General features: G+C 64.8%; 16 protein-coding genes. 5 read left to right on the plus strand and 11 right to left on the minus strand.

Annotated features, from left to right (window positions below; translation table 11 throughout):
• Positions 1-25: 25 nt before the first annotated feature.
• Both JJ918_RS12350 and JJ918_RS12355 read left to right on the plus strand, forming a co-directional pair.
• Positions 26-3,109 (plus strand): efflux RND transporter permease subunit, encoded by a 3,084-nt coding sequence (locus JJ918_RS12350; RefSeq protein ID WP_291887723.1) that lies wholly within the window; start codon positions 26-28, stop codon positions 3,107-3,109.
• A gap of 14 nt (positions 3,110-3,123) precedes the next feature.
• Positions 3,124-4,188 carry an efflux RND transporter periplasmic adaptor subunit gene (locus tag JJ918_RS12355; protein ID WP_291887725.1) on the plus strand — a complete coding sequence of 355 codons (1,065 nt, stop codon included), beginning with the start codon at positions 3,124-3,126 and terminating at the stop codon, positions 4,186-4,188.
• Positions 4,189-4,507: 319 nt separating this feature from the next.
• Here the strand turns inward: JJ918_RS12355 and JJ918_RS12360 are convergent, their stop codons facing one another.
• The 3 genes from JJ918_RS12360 to JJ918_RS12370 form a co-directional block, all read right to left on the minus strand.
• Entirely contained in the window at positions 4,508-5,032 is a 525-nt protein-coding gene (locus tag JJ918_RS12360; RefSeq protein WP_291887727.1) for a hypothetical protein, read from the minus strand.
• A gap of 117 nt (positions 5,033-5,149) precedes the next feature.
• Positions 5,150-6,529: an L-serine ammonia-lyase gene (locus tag JJ918_RS12365; protein ID WP_291887730.1), complete on the minus strand. Its 1,380-nt coding sequence runs from the start codon at positions 6,527-6,529 to the stop codon at positions 5,150-5,152.
• A gap of 106 nt (positions 6,530-6,635) precedes the next feature.
• Positions 6,636-7,310 (minus strand): TetR/AcrR family transcriptional regulator, encoded by a 675-nt coding sequence (locus JJ918_RS12370; RefSeq protein WP_291887733.1) that lies wholly within the window; start codon positions 7,308-7,310, stop codon positions 6,636-6,638.
• A 35-nt stretch (positions 7,311-7,345) separates the two neighbouring features.
• On the opposite strand from JJ918_RS12370, the gene JJ918_RS12375 reads away from it, so the two are divergent.
• Positions 7,346-8,434 carry a DUF2855 family protein gene (locus JJ918_RS12375; RefSeq protein WP_291887735.1) on the plus strand — a complete coding sequence of 363 codons (1,089 nt, stop codon included), beginning with the start codon at positions 7,346-7,348 and terminating at the stop codon, positions 8,432-8,434.
• A gap of 188 nt (positions 8,435-8,622) precedes the next feature.
• On the opposite strand, the gene kynU is transcribed toward JJ918_RS12375, so the two are convergent.
• Both kynU and kynA read right to left on the minus strand, forming a co-directional pair.
• A complete protein-coding gene (kynU, locus tag JJ918_RS12380; RefSeq protein WP_291887738.1) occupies positions 8,623-9,858 on the minus strand; it encodes a kynureninase in 1,236 nt (411 codons plus the stop codon).
• 18 nt (positions 9,859-9,876) lie between these two features.
• The gene (kynA, locus tag JJ918_RS12385; protein ID WP_291887741.1) at positions 9,877-10,725 is read right to left on the minus strand and encodes a tryptophan 2,3-dioxygenase; all 849 of its coding nucleotides are present in this window, start codon (positions 10,723-10,725) and stop codon (positions 9,877-9,879) included.
• A gap of 154 nt (positions 10,726-10,879) precedes the next feature.
• Here kynA and JJ918_RS12390 point away from each other — a divergent pair, with 154 nt between their 5' ends.
• Entirely contained in the window at positions 10,880-11,467 is a 588-nt protein-coding gene (locus JJ918_RS12390; RefSeq protein WP_291887744.1) for a HupE/UreJ family protein, read from the plus strand.
• An 18-nt stretch (positions 11,468-11,485) separates the two neighbouring features.
• Here the strand turns inward: JJ918_RS12390 and JJ918_RS12395 are convergent, their stop codons facing one another.
• The 4 genes from JJ918_RS12395 to JJ918_RS12410 all read right to left on the minus strand — a co-directional run bounded on the left by JJ918_RS12395 (position 11,486) and on the right by JJ918_RS12410 (position 16,144).
• A complete protein-coding gene (locus tag JJ918_RS12395; RefSeq protein ID WP_291887746.1) occupies positions 11,486-12,412 on the minus strand; it encodes a hypothetical protein in 927 nt (308 codons plus the stop codon).
• A 165-nt stretch (positions 12,413-12,577) separates the two neighbouring features.
• On the minus strand, positions 12,578-14,485 hold the full coding sequence (locus tag JJ918_RS12400; RefSeq protein ID WP_291887748.1) for a M2 family metallopeptidase: 1,908 nt from the start codon (positions 14,483-14,485) through the stop codon (positions 12,578-12,580).
• Between the two features lie 73 nt (positions 14,486-14,558).
• On the minus strand, positions 14,559-15,014 hold the full coding sequence (locus JJ918_RS12405) for a YaiI/YqxD family protein (RefSeq protein WP_291887750.1): 456 nt from the start codon (positions 15,012-15,014) through the stop codon (positions 14,559-14,561).
• Positions 15,011-16,144, minus strand: a complete 1,134-nt coding sequence (locus JJ918_RS12410; RefSeq protein ID WP_291887753.1) for a M14-type cytosolic carboxypeptidase — start codon at positions 16,142-16,144, stop codon at positions 15,011-15,013. Before JJ918_RS12410 ends, JJ918_RS12405 begins: the two co-directional genes overlap by 4 nt.
• A 119-nt stretch (positions 16,145-16,263) precedes the next feature.
• On the opposite strand from JJ918_RS12410, the gene JJ918_RS12415 reads away from it, so the two are divergent.
• Positions 16,264-16,746, plus strand: a complete 483-nt coding sequence (locus tag JJ918_RS12415; protein ID WP_291887756.1) for a hypothetical protein — start codon at positions 16,264-16,266, stop codon at positions 16,744-16,746.
• Here JJ918_RS12415 and JJ918_RS12420 read toward each other — a convergent pair.
• Complete coding sequence (locus JJ918_RS12420) at positions 16,689-17,363, minus strand: sulfite oxidase heme-binding subunit YedZ (protein ID WP_291887758.1); 675 nt, start codon at positions 17,361-17,363, stop codon at positions 16,689-16,691. The two genes, JJ918_RS12415 and JJ918_RS12420, sit on opposite strands and share 58 nt — an antisense overlap.
• Positions 17,364-17,366: 3 nt before the next feature.
• Positions 17,367-18,380 (minus strand): protein-methionine-sulfoxide reductase catalytic subunit MsrP, encoded by a 1,014-nt coding sequence (gene msrP / locus JJ918_RS12425; protein ID WP_291887761.1) that lies wholly within the window; start codon positions 18,378-18,380, stop codon positions 17,367-17,369.
• Positions 18,381-18,527 lie beyond the last annotated feature (147 nt).

Below are 18,527 nucleotides of genomic sequence, written 5' to 3' on the forward strand. Positions count from 1 at the left end.
TGAAAGCCGGGCGAGGGAGGAAAACATGCCGCTCACCCGATTGTCATTGAGCAATCCGGCCGCCGTGTGCGTCGGAATTGCCCTGATCGTGCTGATGGGCATTCTTGCCTTCACACGCCTGCCCATCCAGCTCTTCCCGGACACGGAACGTCCGCAGGTCAATATCGCCACCTTCTGGCGCTCGGCCTCGCCGCTGGAAATGGAATCGGAAATCGTCGAGCCGCAGGAACAGCTCCTCACCGGACTGCCCGGGCTGGAGGAGATGCGCGTCTTCACCAATGAGGGCGCGGCCTTCATCAACCTCACCTTCGCGCTTGAAACCGACATGACGCAGACGGCGATCGAGATCTCGAACCGCCTGTCGCAATTGCCGCCGCTGCCACGCGATGCGGTCGGTCCCAATGTCGGCGGGTTCGGCGGCGACGCCCAGCAGAGCCTGATCTGGTTCTTCGTCCAGGCCTTGCCCGGCAATCCGCTGGAGATCCACGACTATACCAGCTTTATCGAGGACACGGTGGTGCCGCGCCTCGAGGCGATCCCGGGCGTGGCCAGTGTCAATATCGGCTGGGGCCAGCGGCCCGAGGAATTGCTGATCACGGTCGATCCCTACCGCGCCGCCGCGCTGGGCGTGACCCTGCCGCAGATTTCCGGCGCCATCGCCAATAACCAGGATGTGTCCGGCGGCAATGCCGAGATCGGCCGCCGCTCCTACCAGATGCGCTTCGAGGGCGAGTTCGAACCGTCCGAGATGGGCGATCTGGTGATCGTCTGGCGCGACGGCACGCCGGTGCGCCTGTCCGATGTCGCCACGGTCGAGGTGACCTATGGCGAGCGCACGAATTTCACCTATCAGAACGGCAATCCGGCGATGGGCATCGAAGTGCGCCGCCAGCAGGGCGCCAATGTGCTCGCCGCGCTGGACGCGGTGAAGGCGGAAGTCGCGACGATCAACGAGACACTGCTCGCCGAACGCCAGCTGGTCATGGCGCCGTCCTTCGACGCCTCGGTCTTCATCATGCGCGCCATCGACCTGTTGCGCACCAATCTGCTTCTGGGTGTGGCGCTGGCGATTTTCGGCCTTTGGCTCTTCCTGCGCCGGGCGCGGGCGACGCTGATCATCTCGCTCGCCATCCCGGTCTCGCTGCTCTCCACCCTGATCGTGCTCTTCCTGCTGGGCCGCTCGCTCAACGTGATCTCGCTGGCGGGCCTCGCCTTTGCCACGGGCATGGTGATGGATGCGGCGATCATTGTGCTGGAGAACATCATCCGCCGGCGCGAGGGCGGTGAGGATGCGCACACCGCATCCGAACGCGGCGCCGGCGAGGTGTGGGGCGCGCTGCTCGCCTCCACAACCACGACTGTCGCGATCTTCCTGCCGATCATTTTCACCCGCAATGCCGAGGGCCAGATCTTCGCCGATCTCGCCATCACCATCGCGGTGGGCGTTGCGGTGTCGATGATCGTCGCCATGACCATCCTGCCGGTGGCCGCGAAATACTGGGTGCGCGACCGCGCGACCCGGACGCGCCAGCCCATGCTCAACCGGATCGCCTCGGGCGTGATGACGCTGAGCGACAGTCCGCGGCGCCGCCTGGCGCTGGCCGGCACGCTGATCGCCATTCCGCTGGCCCTGACCTGGTTTCTGCGGCCGGATCTGGACTATTTGCCGCCGGTGAAACGCGATGCGGTGGACGCTTTCCTGATCTTCCCGCCCGGCTCCAATCTCGACTGGATCGAGGACGAGGTCGCCGCCACCGTCATCGAACGCCTCGAGCCCTATATGAGCGGCGAGCGGGAACCGGCGCTGCGCAACTACTATTTCGGCACTTTCCCCGGCGGTACCGGGGCGACGGCCGGCATCCGCGTGCAGGACCAGTCACAGGTCGGCGAGCTGGAGCGTATCGTCCGCGAGGAGATCATCACCGGCATTCCCGACGTGTTCGGCTTCGCCCAGCAGGGCGATCTGTTCGGCGGCTTCTCCCAGGGCGGCAATATCCAGGTGAATATCCAGTCCGCAGATGCCGAGGCGCGGGCCCGGGCGACCCAGGTCGGCCTGACCATGCTGCGCGAGCGCTTCCCGGGCGTGAACATCAATGCCAATCCGCCGCCCCAGGCGACCCAGCCGCGCCTGACCCTGGTGCCGGACGACCGGCGGATCCAGGAGGCCGGATGGGCGCGCCGCAATGTGGCGGGCATGATCGCCATGCTCGGCGACGGCCAGTTCATCGGCGAGTATTTCGACGGCGAGACGCGCATGAACATGATCCTGCGCTCCACCCCGTGGGAAACGCCGGACGAGCTGACCGGCATGCCGGTGGCGACCCCGTCCGGTGCCGTCGTGCCGCTGGGCGATCTGGTGGATATCCGCGAGGAAGTGGGGGCGGGCGCCATCCAGCGTCTCAACCGCCGCCGCACCGTCACCATCAATATCAACCAGCCGGAAAATGTCTCGCTGGAAGAAATCCTGGAGACCGTGCGCACCGAGATCGAACCGGCCATGCGCGCCGAACTGCCGGCCGACGGCTCGATCGTCTATGGCGGCAGCGCCGACAGCCTGAACCGGGCCATCAACACCATGCTGATGAATATGGGCATGGCGATGGTGATCCTCTTCCTGATCCTGGCCGGCATGTTCCGCTCGCTGCGCGACGCGCTGCTGGTCCTCGTCTCGATCCCGCTGGCCGGGGTAGGCGGTGTGGTGATGCTGCAGGTGCTGAACCTGTTCGTCTCCCAGCCGCTCGATCTTCTCACCATGATGGGCTTCGTCATCCTTCTGGGCCTGGTGATCAATAATGCCATCCTGCTGGTCGACCAGACCCGCCAGGGCGAGCGCGAAGGCCTGGCCCGGCGCGAAGCGGTCGACCAGGCCCTGCGCGTGCGCCTGCGGCCGATCTTCATGTCGACCATGACCAGTCTTCTGGGCATGCTGCCTCTTCTGCTGGTGCCCGGCGTCGGCTCGACCATCTATCGCGGTCTGGCGGCTGCGATTGTGGGCGGTATGAGCGTCAGCCTCATCTTCACCCTCGTTCTCATTCCCTGCCTCCTGCGCCTGGGCGAATTGCGCCAGTCCCGCGCGGTGGCAGATCCGGCCCCCGCGCCGGCCGAATAAACCGGAGCCCCGACATGTTGCGATCCTTCATCTGCCTCGCTGCCGGCTCCGCCGCGCTCCTGGCCGCCGCGCCCGCCGCGGTGCTGGCCCAGCAGGGCCCGCCGCCGGCCGTGGTGCGCACCGCCGAGATCGTCCAGCGCGACATGGCCCGCACCGTGATGACACCGGCCAGCGTGATGGCGCGCAATGATGCCCGCATCGCCGCGGAGGCCTCCGGCCGGGTCACCTTCGTGGCCGAGCCGGGCGACATGATCGAGACCGGCGGGCTGATCGCCCAGCTGGACGACCGCCAGGCCCGCATCCAGCTCGACGAGGCCCGCGCGCGCCTGGCCCGTGCCAACTCGAACGCGACCTACCAGAATGCCGAGGCCGACCGCTACGAAGGCCTCGCCGCCAACGGCACCGTGCCGGCCAACCGGCTGCGCGAGGTCGAACTCGCCCGCGATCTGGCCGACCAGGATCTGCGCGAAGCCCGGGCTGCGGTGATGCGCGCCGAGCTGGAGCTGGAACGCACGCAGATTGTCGCACCGTTTCCGGGCCGGGTCGCGGAACGCCTGATCCAGGCCGGGGAAATCTCCGCCCCGGGACGCGAAATCGTCCGCCTGGTGGATATCGAACACAAGGAAGCCGTCGCCCAGGTGCCGGTCGCCATCGCGCCTTTCCTGGAAGTGGGCCAGGAGGTCACACTGTCGCTCGCCAACGGCACCAGCCAGCGCGCCCCGATCCGCGCCATCATCCCGGTCGGCGACGCCGTCTCGCGCACGTTCGAGGTGCGCATCGACCTCACCGGTTCCGACTGGATCGTCGGCTCGGCCGCCCGCGCGGCCTTCCCGGCCGAAACCCCGCGCCTGCAGGCCGCGGCGCCCTATGACGCCGTCGTACTGCGCGCCAGCGGCAGCCATGTCTTCGTCGTCGATGACGAACACATCGCCCGTCAGGTCGCTGTCGTGGCCGGCGTGCGCGAAGGCGGCTATGTCGCCATCGACGGCGATGTGGAAGCCGGCCAGCGCGTCGTCGTCTCCGGCGCGGAGACATTGAGCGACGGCCGCCCGGTCCAGGAACTCGGCGAGGACGCTTAGGCCTGCGTTTCAATGACTGCTGTATTTCCCCCGGCCTTGTGCCGGGGCCTGGCATGCGGAGCATGCAGTGGCGCCGCGTACTCGCCGACAGCACTGGGCCCCGGCACAAGGCCGGGGAAAGTGATGGGGAGGCGAGGGCAAGCGCCGACGCCTTTCCTCCCCGTTCATCGGGAGGGGCCGCCGCGTCAGCGGCGGAGTGGTGGCGCTTGTCTGTGCTGCTTTCTGGCGCTGCGCGCCACCCCTTCGACCCCTCCTTCGCCAGGGCGAAGAAGGGGCCACTTCCCCACGCGTGTGGGGAAGAAAGAGGGGCAGATCGCCGTTATTCCGCGCTGGCGAGGGCGGCTTTCCTGACGCCGGCGGCGAGGGTCTCGAACACGAATTCCGAGGTCGAGCCGGACATGCGCAGCACCTGGGTGGGCAGATTGTTGGAGATCAGCACCAGGTCGGGCTTGCCGTCATTGATCACATTCTGGCCGCCGATCCACCAGTTATTGGTGGAGGAATAGGAGCCCTGGGCCAGGTAGAGCGTGATCGGCGCCGCATTGGAGAAGGTCACGGTAACACCGAACATGAAGTTCAGCTCGTCCGGCGTGCCGCCGCCGCCCTTGGGCGCGTATTCATGATACTCGCCGCCGGCCAGGCTGTTGAATTTCTGCGCCACGGCATCGGATTTCTTGCGGCCGCAATTGACCGTGATCTCCCAGACGCCACTGCCCTTGTTCTTGGCCGTCGGGCCTGACTCATAAGGCTGTCCGTCGGTGATCACGAAAGTGCCGTCGATATAGCTGATGCTCTCGATCTGGTCGGATTCGAGGGTCACGGTGTTGGAATGGGAAGAAGTCATCTCGTTCGCCTTTTCATTTCTGACAGTCAGAAGAGGGGGAATGCGAACTACACACCCGGAGCGGGCCGGGTTGCGTGATGCTACTATAAATCAATCCCGTCCACAACGAATCACGCGTCAGCAATAGACGACATTCACCGCGAGACCGCCCTTCGAGGTCTCCTTGTACTTTTCCTGCATGTCCTCACCGGTCTGGCGCATCGTCTCGATCACCTGGTCGAGCGAGACCTTCATGTCGGCGGAGGTGGCGCGCAGGGCGAGACGGGCGGCGTCGATCGCCTTGATGGCGCCGATGGCATTGCGTTCGATACAGGGGATCTGCACCAGACCGCCGACCGGGTCGCAGGTCAGGCCCAGATTATGCTCCATGCCGATCTCCGCGGCGTCCTCGATCTGGTGGTTATTGGCGCCCATGGCTGCCGCCAGTGCCGCAGCCGCCATCGAACAGGCCACGCCGACCTCGCCCTGGCAGCCGGCCTCGGCGCCGGAGATCGAGGCATTCTTCTTGTAGAGCGAGCCGATCGCGGCGGCCGTCAGGAAGAAGCGCTGCAGCGCTTCCTCGTCGTCGGGATCGCGGTGATACTTGTCGAAATAGCGCGCCACGGCCGGAATGATGCCGGCGGCGCCATTGGTGGGGGCGGTGACGACGCGGCCGCCGGCGGCGTTCTCCTCGTTCACGGCCATCGCCCACAGATTGATCCAGTCCATCGGGGCGAGGGGATCCTCGTCCGGGCTCACCGGATTGGCCAGGATATCGCGATGCATCTTCGGCGCGCGCCGCTTGACGCCCAGCCCGCCGGGCAGCACGCCGTCCTCGGTGAGGCCGCGATCGATACAATCCTCCATCGCGCGCCACAGGCCTTCAATGCCGGCGCGGATCGTGTCCTCGGGCAGGAAGGTGCGTTCATTGGCCAGCATGATGCGGTGGATGGACAGGCCTTCGCGCTCGCCGATCTCCAGGAGTTCGGCCGCGGAGTTGAAGGGGAAGGGCTCGCCCTCCTTCACATCGGCCGCCGAATTGCGCCCGGCCTCGTGCTCGTCGATCACGAAACCGCCGCCGATGGAATACCAGATCTCCTCGCGCACGACATCGCCATGCTGGTCATAGGCAAAGAATTTCAGCGCGTTGGAGTGGAAGGGCAGGCGCACATCGCCGCGGAAATCCAGATCGCCCTTTTCCTCGAAGGCGATTTCCCGGCCATTGGCCAGTTTCAGCGTCTTCTCGCTGCGGATACGGGCCAGCCGGTCCGGGATGGTGTCCGGATTGATCTTCGACGGATCGCTGCCCTCCAGGCCCAGCAGCACAGCCGTATCGGTGCCATGGCCCAGCCCGGTCAGGGCGAGCGAGCCATAGAGCTCGGTCTTCAGACGGGCGACACTGCCGCCATCGGCCAGGCAGCGCTCGACAAAGATTTTCGCGGCCTTCATCGGCCCGACCGTGTGCGAGCTGGAGGGGCCGACACCGATCTTGAACAGGTCGAAGACACCGAAATGCATGGCGCGAACTCCTTGAAACCGCTGCGGGGTTGATCAGCGGGCGACGGGAAACTAGTCGGCCTTGAAGACGCGCGAAACCCCGTTTCGCCATTGCCGCAATGTGCGGTCAGGCCGGCGCCAGGGTGCGCTCGCAGATCTCGCGCATCTCGGCGAGCCAGAGGGCCTCGTCCGTCTTCACCGGGTCGGCCAGAAGGCGATAGCGCATGGCACTCCAGACCAGGAAGATCAGCATGCGCACGCGTTCCGGTGCCGGCTGCGGCACCAGGTCCTCCCAGCCCGCCACGGCATCGCACCACACATCGGCCAGCGCATCGAAAGAGCGCTGATGATGCTCCGGCGCCGCGATCTGGGCTTCCAGATAATGCATGTCGGTGTCGAAGAAGGCCGCATCGCCATCGGCGGCGCAGGTGATCTCCACCATGCGGGCCAGCTGTTCGCGCCAGGGGCCGTGTCCGGCTTCGACGACCTGTTCGCGGATCCGCGCGCGCAGTGTGTCCATGACATGGCGGACATAGCCGGAATGCAGGGCCGCCTTGTTGGGGAAATACTCGTAGATCGTACCGATGGCGAAACCGGATTCATCCGCCAGCGCCCGCATGGTCAGCGCGTCCGGACCGTCGCGCCGCCAAATCCGAACATAGGCGTCATAGATCGCCTGGACGGTGAAACGGGCGCGCGCCTGGACCGGGCGTTTTCGCGGGCGGGGCAGGGCATCTGCCGCCGGCGTGCGCGCGGTCGACAAATCCGAACCCCGTGCGGGCCGCGACCTGCTATCACTCATGGCACATCTTCCACTTCCCGACCGGCAGGACCGATATGAGCGAGTATACCCGTCTTCTCACCGACAAGGGCGATCTTGGCAGCACCCGTCTGGAAACCGGCCCCGTACCGCAGGCCGGGCCGGGCGAGATCGTGCTGAAACTCGACCGTTTCTCGCTGACGACCAATAACATCACCTATGCCGCCTTCGGCGACGCCATGCAGTACTGGCACTTCTTCCCGACTGGCCAGGAAGGCTGGGGCCATATGCCGGTCTGGGGTTTTGCCGATATCGTCGCTTCGGATATCCCGGGCCTCGAAGCCGGCGAGCGCTTCTACGGCTATTTCCCGATCGCCAGCCATGTCGTGATGAAGCCGGAGCGGATTTCCGAGCGCGGCTTCTATGACGGCGCCGAACACCGCCAGGCGCTGGTCTCGGCCTATAACCAGTATACGCGCTGCAGCGCCGATACGGTCTATGCACCGGAGCGCGAGGCTTTCCAGGCGCTTTACCGGCCGCTCTTCATCACCTCCTTCATGCTGGCCGATTATCTCGTCGACAATGATTTCTTCGGCGCCCGCCAGCTGATCGTCTCCAGCGCCTCGAGCAAGACGGCCTATGGCACCGCCTTCTGCTTGGGCAATGATCGCATCCCCACGACCGGCCTGACCTCGCCGCGCAATGCCGCCTATGTCGAGGGGCTGGGCTGTTATGACGGCGTGGTGGCCTATGGCGATGTCGAAAGCCTGGATGCCGGCATACCGGCCATCTATGTCGACTTCTCCGGCGATAATGGCCTGCGCGAACGCATCCACCGGCATTTCGGCGACAATCTCGTGCATGACTGTTTTGCCGGCTCGGCTGCCAATACCGATTTCATCGGCGAGCAGGACCTGCCCGGACCCAAACCGGTCTTCTATTTCGCGCCCAACCAGATCAAGAAGCGCAACAAGGACTGGGGTCCCGCCGAGGTCACCCGCCGCTACAACCAGGCCGAGTCGGACTTCTTCGCCCATCTCGACAGCGCCAGCCCGGCCTGGGTCAGTCTCGACGAGGCCAGGGGCTTCGCCGGCGCGCAGGCCGTCATTGCCGATCTTGCTGCCAATGGCGGCGATCCGGCCACCGGTCATGTGATCGCGCTCTAGCGTGACCCTGCCCCTTGTGGGGCAGGGGGACCGCGCCGCAGGCGCGGTGGATGGGGTGGGGGCGCGGGGCCTGCCATTTCGTACCTGGACGGCTCACACCGGGCTTCACCCCTTCCGGCCCGAGGCTTCGCCTCGGCCCACCTTCCCCGTCAAGGGGAAGGACGACGGGAACAGCGGTTTATCCCCGCCTAGGTTACGGCAGCACGGGCGTGGAAGTGCGGTTTATCCCACGCCCGTGTCGTCATGATATCCTGCAGAATTTCGACGGCCTGCCACACATCCTCGTGGCTGACATAAAGCGGGGTGAAACCGAAGCGCATGATGCCCGGATCGCGGTAGTCGCCGATCACACCGCGGTCGATCAGGGCCTGGACGATCGGGTAGCCATGCTCGTGGGTGAAGGAGACCTGGCTGCCGCGGATCGCGGCATCGCGCGGACTGGCGAGGGTGAAACCGTGCCCGTCCAGACGGGCTTCGACCTGCTCGATGAAAAGGTCACACAATGCGACAGATTTGGTGCGGATATGGGTCATCTGTGTATCCGCAAAGATGTCCAGACCGCACTCCAGTGAGGCCATTGCGAGAATGCTCGGCGAGGAGCATCTGAACCGGTCAATGCCGGGCGCCGGCTCATATATGTCACTGAAATCAAACGGCCGCGCATGGCCCAACCAGCCGCTGAGCACCGGCATGACACGGTCCTGGTGCCGCTCGGCGACAAAAATGAAAGCCGGCGCACCCGGTCCGCCATTGAGATATTTATAGCCGCAGCCCACCGCGAAATCGGCATTGCAGGCATTCAGGTCGATCGGCAGGGCTCCGGCAGAGTGACACAGATCCCAGATCACCAGCACGCCCCTGTCCTGCGCCGCCCGCGTGATCGCCTGCATGTCGTGCAGATAGCCGGTCTTGTAGTGAGCCTGGGTGATCAGCAGCGCCGCGACCGTCTCGTCGAGCGCATCGACCAGGTCTTCCGTCGCCACCAGCCTGTGTTCCACCCGGCCGCCGGAGGCCGCCGCCAGACCCTGCATCATATAGACATTGGTCGGGAAATTACCGGTCTCGGACAGGATGATAGACCGTTCGGGCTGTAACTGAATACAGGCCGACAGGGCCTTGAAAATATTGATCGACGTCGAATCGGCGACAACGACTTCCTCGGGCTTCGCGCCGATCAGCGGGGCCACCTTGCCGCCCAGCCGGCGGGGCATGTCCATCCAGTGATTGGTGTTCCAGGAGCGGATCAGATCCCGGCCCCATTCGCGTTCGACCACATCGGCCATCCGCGCCGCCGCAGCCTTCGGCCGGGCACCCAGCGAATTGCCGTCCAGATAGATCACCCCGTCTGGCAGGTCGAACCGGTCCCGGAAATCGCGCAGCGGATCGGCGGCATCGAGGGCGCGGACGTCTTCGAGCGTTTTCATGTGAGGCCTCGTGAAGCTTCAGAGCGTGGTGCGCACGGTCCAGATTTCCGGGAAGAAGCGCAGGTCCAGCGCCTTGACGAGATAGGACACACCCGACGTGCCGCCCGTGCCCTTACGATAGCCGATAATGCGCTCGACCGTCTTCATGTGGTTGAAGCGCCATTGCTGGAATTTGTGCTCCAGATCGACCAGTTTCTCGCCCAGCTCATAGGCTTCCCAATGGGTCTCGCTGTCGCGATAGATGGTGCGCCAGACATCCTCGACCGCTTCGGACGGTGCATAGGGCTGGGTCCAGTCACGCTCGACCAGCTCGGCCGGAATGGCATAGCCGCGGCGGGCGAGCAGGCGCAGGGTCTCGTCCCACAGGCTGGGCAGCTCCAGCGCCCGCGTCACCATCTTGTGGGCCGGCGGATTGTGCTTGTGCACACGGGCGAGGGCAGCATTCTTGTTGCCCAGCCGGTATTCCAGCGTGCGATACTGGAAGGACTGGAAGCCCGAGCTCTGGCCCAGCGCATCGCGGAAGGCGAGATAGTCGGCCGGGGTCATGGTGGAGAGCACGTCCCAGGCATGGATCAGCTGTTCCTGAATGCGGCTGACGCGGGCGAACATCTTCAGCGCCGGCCCGACCTCGTCGCGCTGCAGATGGGCGATCCCGCCCTCGGTCTCGTGCAGCACCAGCTTCATCCACAGCTCACCGACCTGGTGGATGACGATGAACAGCATCTCGTCATGCTCCTGGGTCAGGCATTTCTGCGAGGTGAGGAGCCGTTCCAGCCCCAGATAGCCGCCATAGGACATGGCGTCCTTGAAGTCCCAGTGGATGTCCTCGCCGGACACGTCCACGCTGGACGAGAATTGCTCGCTCATTCTGCCTCTCCCGCGGATCGGTTCGGGCGGATCGGGCCGCCGTCCTGTTCGTGTTGCCCCGGTCTAGCCTGCTTCGCCGCCAACCGCGAGCCGCGCTTGAAGCGGGCGGCGGGTGTGGCTAGCGTCTGCGCGCATCATGCCGGGGGAGACAGCCATGCTTGCCGAAGTCAGCGAACAGACCGTGTGGGACGTGATCGGGCTCTATCTGCAGCTTGGCTATACCCACATCCTGCCCAAGGGGCTGGACCATATCCTGTTCGTGCTGGCGCTGTTCTTCGCCTCGACCCGGCTCAAGCCGCTGGTCTGGCAGATCTCGGCCTTCACGGTTGCGCATACGCTGACACTCGGCCTGGCAACGCTGGGCCTGGTGACACTGCCGGGCTCGATCGTCGAGCCGATCATTGCGCTGTCGATCGCCTTCGTCGCGGTGGAAAACCTGGTCTTCAAGGACATGACCCGCTGGCGGCCGCTGGTCGTCTTCGTTTTCGGTCTTTTCCACGGGCTCGGCTTTGCCGGCGTGCTCTCCGAACTCGGCCTGCCCGCCGGACAGCTGGTGCCGGCCCTCTTGAGCTTCAATGTCGGTGTGGAACTGGGCCAGCTGACCATCGTGCTCGGCTGCTGGCTGGCCCTGCACCGTTTCCGCGACGCAGCCTGGTATCCCTGGCTGGTGCGGATCGTGTCTGTCGGGATCGCACTGATCGCGCTCTGGTGGACGCTGGAGCGGACGCTTCTCGCCGGCTAGCGCAAATGAAAGACAGCGCTATTTTCCGCCGGGAGCGTAGCCGAGCCGGATTTCGGAAATCCGCAAGGTCGTGTCTGCCCGGCCGGAACTATAGGTCCCGACATAGATATCGTAGACACCGCGCGTGCCGGCCGTGAAGCTGATCCCGGCATCCGTGCCGATGGCGTCGTCATTGCAGAACCATTGTCCGTCCGGCGCATTGATCGCCAGGGTCGTGTCTGCATTGCCGTCGGTGTAGATGTGCAGCGTGCCCGAGCCGTTATAGGTCAGCTGCACCGTCGGCGCGTAATCGACATAACCGCGGCACTGGCTGGAGATCGCGTCGGCCGCGCGGATATTGCCGCCCGCCTGCAGATGGATCTGTTCCGGATCCGGCAGGAAACCGCCATTCAGGGTGACATTGTAGCGGGCCGGCGCCGAGATATCGACGCCGCTGGCGCTTTGCATGTTGAGCCCGCCGCGCACGGTGGCCTCGCCCAGTTCCGAGATAAACAGCGTAGCCGGAACCCCCGATCCCGTCGAATAGGTGCCGACCCAGATGTCGTAGCGGCCCGACTGGGGTGACGGCCAGTGGAGAAGGGGGTTGAACGGCGCGTCGGCACCGTCATCGTCGCAATACCAGCGCCCGTCCGGGCCGTTCACCACCAGCGTGGTGTCGGCTTCGGAATCGACATTGATGAAGAGGTCCTGCGAACCGGCCGTGTAGTAGAGCGAGAAGTCCGGCGCATTGGCGATATAGCCGCGGCAGTTGGAAAACCGGTTCTGCGCCCGGATCGATCCGCCGGCGGTCAGGCGCCGCTCATACGGGTCCGGCAAAAAGCCGGAGGACAGGTTGATCGAACCGAAGGACGGCTGAAGCGAGTAGTCCTGGGCTGACACCACCGGCGTGAAGACCAGCGCGGCGGCGATTCCGGCGGCAGCCGGGCGAAGGAAATCCTGGAACATGAGCAACCCCCTGTCTGCTGTTGTGACAGGGTAGTCCGTCGCGCCTGCACGCGGCAATTGCAGAATGGCCGGTTGTGACAATTTGCCGATCAGCGAAGCGATCCGCCGGAAACGAAAAAGGCGGCCCCGAAGGACCGCCTTTCCCGATTTCCAGTAAAGCGGAATCTACCAGCCGCAATTGCGGTCGGCGTTTTCCTCTTCCAGATAGGTCATGAGCGGCTGGAAGTAGGAGATGATGGCCGAGCCATCCATTTCCCGGGTGCCGGTGAAGGCTTCCAGCGCGTCCGGCCAGGGCTGGGACGCGCCCATTTCCATCATCGCATTGAAGCGCGCGCCGACTTCCTCGTTTCCATAGATCGAGCAACGGTGCAGCGGGCCTTCCCAGCCGGCCATCTCGCAGGCCGCTTCGTGGAACTGGAACTGCATGATGAAGCTCAGGAAATACCGCAGATACGGCACATTGTTCGCGATGTGATATTTCGAGCCCGGATCGAAGGCGTCACCCGGCCGGTCGGTCGGCGGCACAATGCCCTGATAGCTCTCGCGCAGCGCCCACCACTGTTCGTTATACTCCTCAGGCGTGATCTCGCCGCGCAGGACCTGCCAGCGCCACTGATCCATCATCACCGCGAAGGGCAGGAAGGCGATCTTGTCGAGAGCGGTATCCATCAGCAGCGAAAGGTCGGCGCTCTCGTCCGGCATGTCGGCCTCGTCGAGCAGACCGATCTGCACCAGGTATTCCGGTGTCACGGACAGTGCGATGAAATCGCCGATCGCTTCGTGGAAGCCGTCATGGGCGCCGGTCTGGAACAGCACATCCTGTTCGTTATAGGCGCGCTGGTAGAAATTGTGGCCGAGCTCGTGGTGCACGGTGACGAAGTCGTCGCCATTGACGCGCGTGCACATCTTGATGCGCAGATCGTCTTCGTAATCCATGTTCCAGGCCGAGGCGTGACAGGCGACCTGGCGGTCGCGCGGCTGGGTGATCAGCGAGCGTTCCCAGAACGTATCGGGCAGCGGTTCCATGCCCAGCGAGGTGAAGAAGCTTTCCGCCGTTTCCACCATCTGGTGCTGGTCATAGCCGGCCTCGACGAGCAGGTCGTCGAGATTATAGGCCGGACCGCTCTCGCTGACCGAGGCCACATCGCTGAGCGACGCCCAGGACTGGGCCCACATATTGCCCAGAAGGTCGGCCCGGATCGGGCCATCGGCCGCCTGGATCTCGTCGCCATAGAGATCGTTCAGATTGGCGCGGACATGGCAGTGCAGCTGCTGGTAAAGCGGCTCCACCTGGCCCCACAGGCGCTCGACTTCCGCTTCCATCTCGTCAGCCGGCATGTCGTAGTTGGACAGCCACATCTGGGCGAGGTTGTCGAAACCGAGGTCGCGGGCGCCCTGGTTGGCGATCTCGACCATCTCGGCATAATCCGTCGACATCTGTGCTGGATCATAGGCGCGGCGCCAGCCATCCCAGACATGCGCCAGGAATTCCGGATCGCGGCTGGTCCGCATGATGTTTTCCAGCTCGTTGTGATCGACCATCTCGCCGTCGATCTCCATCAGGCCGGACGAGTAGGACGAGCCCATGCGCGTCGTCAGCTCGGACAGGCGCGCCGCTGCCGCACTGTCGGCCGGCGCGGGCAGGGTGATGCCAGCACGCAGGAAGTTCATCTTCCGCGCCATGGTCTCGGGCAGGTCTAGATCGGCATAGCGGGCCGTCTCGCCAGCTGCGGCGACGGACATCTCGGTGGCCTGCGTCGACATGCGCTCGAGCAGCCAGTTGGTGTCGTAGGTGATGAAGTTGTTCTGGACCCAGGCCGTGCGCGAGGCGAATTCGCCAAACTCGCGCATCTCCGCCTCGGTCTCGGCCAGGAAGGCTTCGGCATCGGCGACGGTGACATCGCCCGCCTCGGCGCTCCCGGCGCCGGAGGCCGCGCTGCCGGTCCCGCTTTCAGTCCCGCTCGTTGCCTGTTCGCCGGCATCCGGCACGGAGCCGAAGCCCGGTCCGAAATAATAGACGCCGGCGCCGGCCAGAATGGCGCCGATCGCGACGCCGCCCAGTAGTGCTCTCATTGGTCTCTCCCCTTCATGCCCGGAACGGGCGATTGGCTTACCCGCGCCCATCCTCGCCTTATCGGCTTGCGGGTCAAGCGCCGCGCGCCGAGGCGGCCTGCCGCATGACGCGCTCCATACCGTCCAGAAAGGCCGACCTGTCCTTCGGTCCGAAAGGCCGGGCGCCGCTGGTCACGGTTCCGGCCTCGCGAAGGTCGCTCATCAGATTCCGCGTCGCCAGAGAGGCACCGATATTGTCGGTCGTCCAGAGCTTGCCACGCGGATCGATCCCGATGGCGCCTGCCTTGATGCAGCGGTCGGCGAGGGGGATGTCAGCCGTCACGAAGACATCGCCCGGACCGATCTGTTCGGCGATCCAGTTGTCGGCGGCGTCGAGACCTTCATTGACGATCACCAGCCGCGCCCATTGGGAATTTGGCCGGCGCAGGCCGCCGTCGCAGACGAAGAGCATTTCGGTGCGGTGGCGTTCACCGACCCGGATGATCTCGTCCTTCACCGGACAGGCATCGGCATCGACATAAATGGTCACCGCAGGCGATCCACCAGGGCCAGCATGGCATCGAGATTGGCGGCGCCCAGCTTGCGGCAGCGCTCCGGCGACCAGCCATGCTCGCTGTCCGGCAGGTCGGCATTGTCCTTGAACGGCATTTCCAGCGTCATCGCCAGGCAGCGGAATTCGTTCGCCAGATAGTTCGTGCAAACCGACAGGTTGGCGGTACCCGGGGCATCGACGGCATAGCCGTGCGCGGTCTGGAAGTCCGGGCTCGCCGTCTTCAGTGCCGCTTTGTAGGCGTCGAGCAATTCCTGGCCCTTCGCGTCGAAATTCGGGGCGCCTTCACCGCCGGCGATGAAGTTGTAGGGCAGGGCCTCGTCGCCATGGACGTCGAGTGCCAGGTCGATCCCGGTCTCGCGCATGCGGTTGAGCACGTGGAAGACTTCCGGCGAGTTCTCGACGCTGGCCTTGTCCCATTCGCGATTGAGATTGACGCCCTTGGCATTGGTGCGCAGGTGCCCGCGTTTACTGCCATCCGGGTTCATATTCGGAACGATGTGGAAAACAGCGCGGTCTCGCAGGACACGGGCAACCGGGTCTTCATCGTCGAGCAGGCGGCCGACAAACCCTTCCATCCACCATTCCGCCATGGTCTCGCCGGGGTGCTGGCGCGCCGTCACCCAGATCGTGCGCTTGCCGCTGCCCGGCGTGCCGACGCGCAGGAGGTCCATCGCCTGACCGTCGAGAGTCTCGCCGAGGACTTCAAGGTCGACATCGACATGGGTCTGCGCCCAGGCAATGAGGTTCTGGTGGCGCTCCATCGAATAGGGCGCGAAATAGGCATACCAGACCGTGTCGCATTCCGGCGTGTGGTGCAGCGTCAGGACACCGTCGGCATACTCTGTGTCGATCCGGAACCAGGTCTCCCGGTCATAGGAGGCGCAGGCGCGATAGTCCGGCCAGCCTTCCAGATAGGCGGCGCCGCCGGCATTCTCGATCGCCATGGAAAGCGCCGAGCCGCGCGCTCCGGTCACCCGGAAGTGGAACCATTGATAGAAATCCGACCCGTTATCCTTGCGGATTTCCAGGCGGACGCGTTGCGGATCTGCGGCATCGAGAACCTCGATATTGCCGCTGTCGAAAGCGTCGGTGATGTGAAGGCTCATGGGGTCGTCTCCGGCAGCTCGCGAAAGGGTGACTGGCTTGTGAGGGGGATAGCCCATAATGCCCGTTCGAGATACGGGGCGGCGGCATGTGCCGGTTCGCCAGGAGCCTGGAGGCCTGAATGAAAACCTGGATCTGGCGGATCGTCACGATCGGACTGCCGCTTTTCGTCTGCGCGATCTTTCTCGATTCGCTGCGCTACAAGTTCACCGACGCCGCAGAGACACAGGTGATATTCGGCCTGCTCGACGATTGGGCGGCCAGCTGGGGTGCCGCAGGCCTGTTCGGCCATACCGGGCTGTTCAGCCAGTACGTCATCGGTTCGGCCGAGCTCGTGGCTTCCGCGCTTTTGATCGCGGGGTTCCTGCCGGGGCTGAAACGTCTTCAGGCGCTGGGCAGCCTGCTGGGCCTTGCGATCATGACCGGCGCGGTCAATTTCCACCTGTTCACGCCGCTGGGCATCGATCCGAACAATGATGGCGGCGGCCTGTTCGTGGCGGCCTGCCTTGTCTGGCTGTCCTGTCTTGCCTTGCTGGTGATCAACCGTCACGAGGCGGCCGGGCTGGGCCGTGATCTGTTGCGCGCGCTGCGCACCAGCCGGTAGCCCAGCAGCAGGGCCAGAATGCCGCCATGGATCCACGGCATCGGCTGATTGCCCTTTTCCATGAAGCCATGGTGCAGCACGGCCAGGATCGCGATGGGATAGATCGCCCAGTGCAGTCGCTGCCAGCGCCGGGCGCCCAGCCATCGCACCATGGCATTGAACGAGGTAATGGCCAGCGGGATCAGGCCGACAAAGGCCGCCATGCCCAGCGTGATGTAGATCCGCTTTGCGATATCCTCCCAGAGGCCCGCAAACATGCCGGCAATGCTCATATTCGCCGCGATCAGGAGATCGAGCCCCAGATACGCAGCAACGTGCAGCAGGGCGTACCAGAATGCCGCCAGCCCGATCCGCCGGCGTACCTTCATGATCGGCAGCCAGCGCGTGATATCGCGGAACGGCGTCACCGCCAGCGAGATCAGGAGGATCCGCAGCGCCGTGTCGCCGAGGAAGCGGTGGGTGGTTTCGATCGGATTGAAGCCCAGGGCGTGCGGCTGACCGTTGAGCAGCATCGCCCATTGCCAGCCGAGCCAGAGCCCGGGCAGGGCCAGCAGCCAGAAGGTGAGGGGTTTCAGCCAGTGACGGCCGAAACTGCGCAGGACCGCACGCTTGGCCATGGCTCAGTGATTCTCGATCAGGTCCATGCCGGCATAGAGATGCGCGACCTGTTCGGAATAGCCGTTGAACATCTCCGTCTCGCGGCGATTGAACAGATTGCCGCCGATCACGCGCTCGGTCTGCTGGCTCCAGCGCGGATGGGCGCGGTTCGGATTGACGTTGGAATAGAAGCCGTACTCGTTGGGCGCGGCCTTGTTCCAGGCGGTTTCCGGCTGCTGGGAGACAAAGCTGATCCGGGTGATCGACTTGATCGACTTGTAGCCATACTTCCACGGCACGACGAGCCGGACCGGGGCGCCATTCTGGTTGGGCAGGACATCGCCATAGAGACCGACCGCCAGGAAGGCGAGCTCGTTCATCGCCTCATCCATGCGCAGGCCTTCGACATAGGGCCAGTCCAGCACGGGGAAACGCGTGCCGCGCATCTCGCGCCGGTCGAGATAGGTCTCGAAGGCGACATAGCGCGCGTCCGCGGTCGGTTCGAACTGCTGCAGCACGCTGGCCAGTGGTACACCGATCCAGGGGATCACCATCGACCAGGCCTCGACGCAGCGCAGCCGGTAGATCCGTTCCTCCAGAGCGCCGAAATCGACGACGTCTTCCAGGGCGAAACGTCCCGTCCGTCCGGCATGACCGTCGACCTCGATCGACCAGGGATCGACCGACATCTCATGCGCGTGCCGGGCAGGGTCAGACTTGTCGACGCCGAACTCGTAGAAATTATTGTAGCCGGTGACGGCATCGATGGGGGTGAGCGGATCGGGGACGCTGTAGCCGGTCTCGGCGTATTGCAGCCCGCCTGAAGCCGGTGCCGGCTGACGGGCCGCGGCTGTGCTGGAAGCCGCAGTCGCGGCGCTGGTGGAGGCCTCGGTCTCGGCCCCGCCGCAACCGACAAGACCGGTCACCGCAGCGGCACCGCCAGCCGCCATGATCTGCCGCCGGTTGATGTAGAGTGCGCGCGGCGTCACGTCCGCTTCGCGCCCCTGCCAGGGTTTGGGCTTGCGATAGAAAAACATGGCTTCGATCCACAGCTAGCGTTGTCGATCCTGATAATAGGGCGCAAACGCGCCGCGTCTTCCCGGTCCACGCGATCGTGATGAGGATGTCAGGCCATCGTGCGGCCCGAATGCCGGATGGCTTGACGCCGGGACCGGCTTGAGACC

The sequence above is a fragment of the Maricaulis sp. genome (genome assembly GCF_017642925.1).
Taxonomy (GTDB): domain Bacteria; phylum Pseudomonadota; class Alphaproteobacteria; order Caulobacterales; family Maricaulaceae; genus Maricaulis.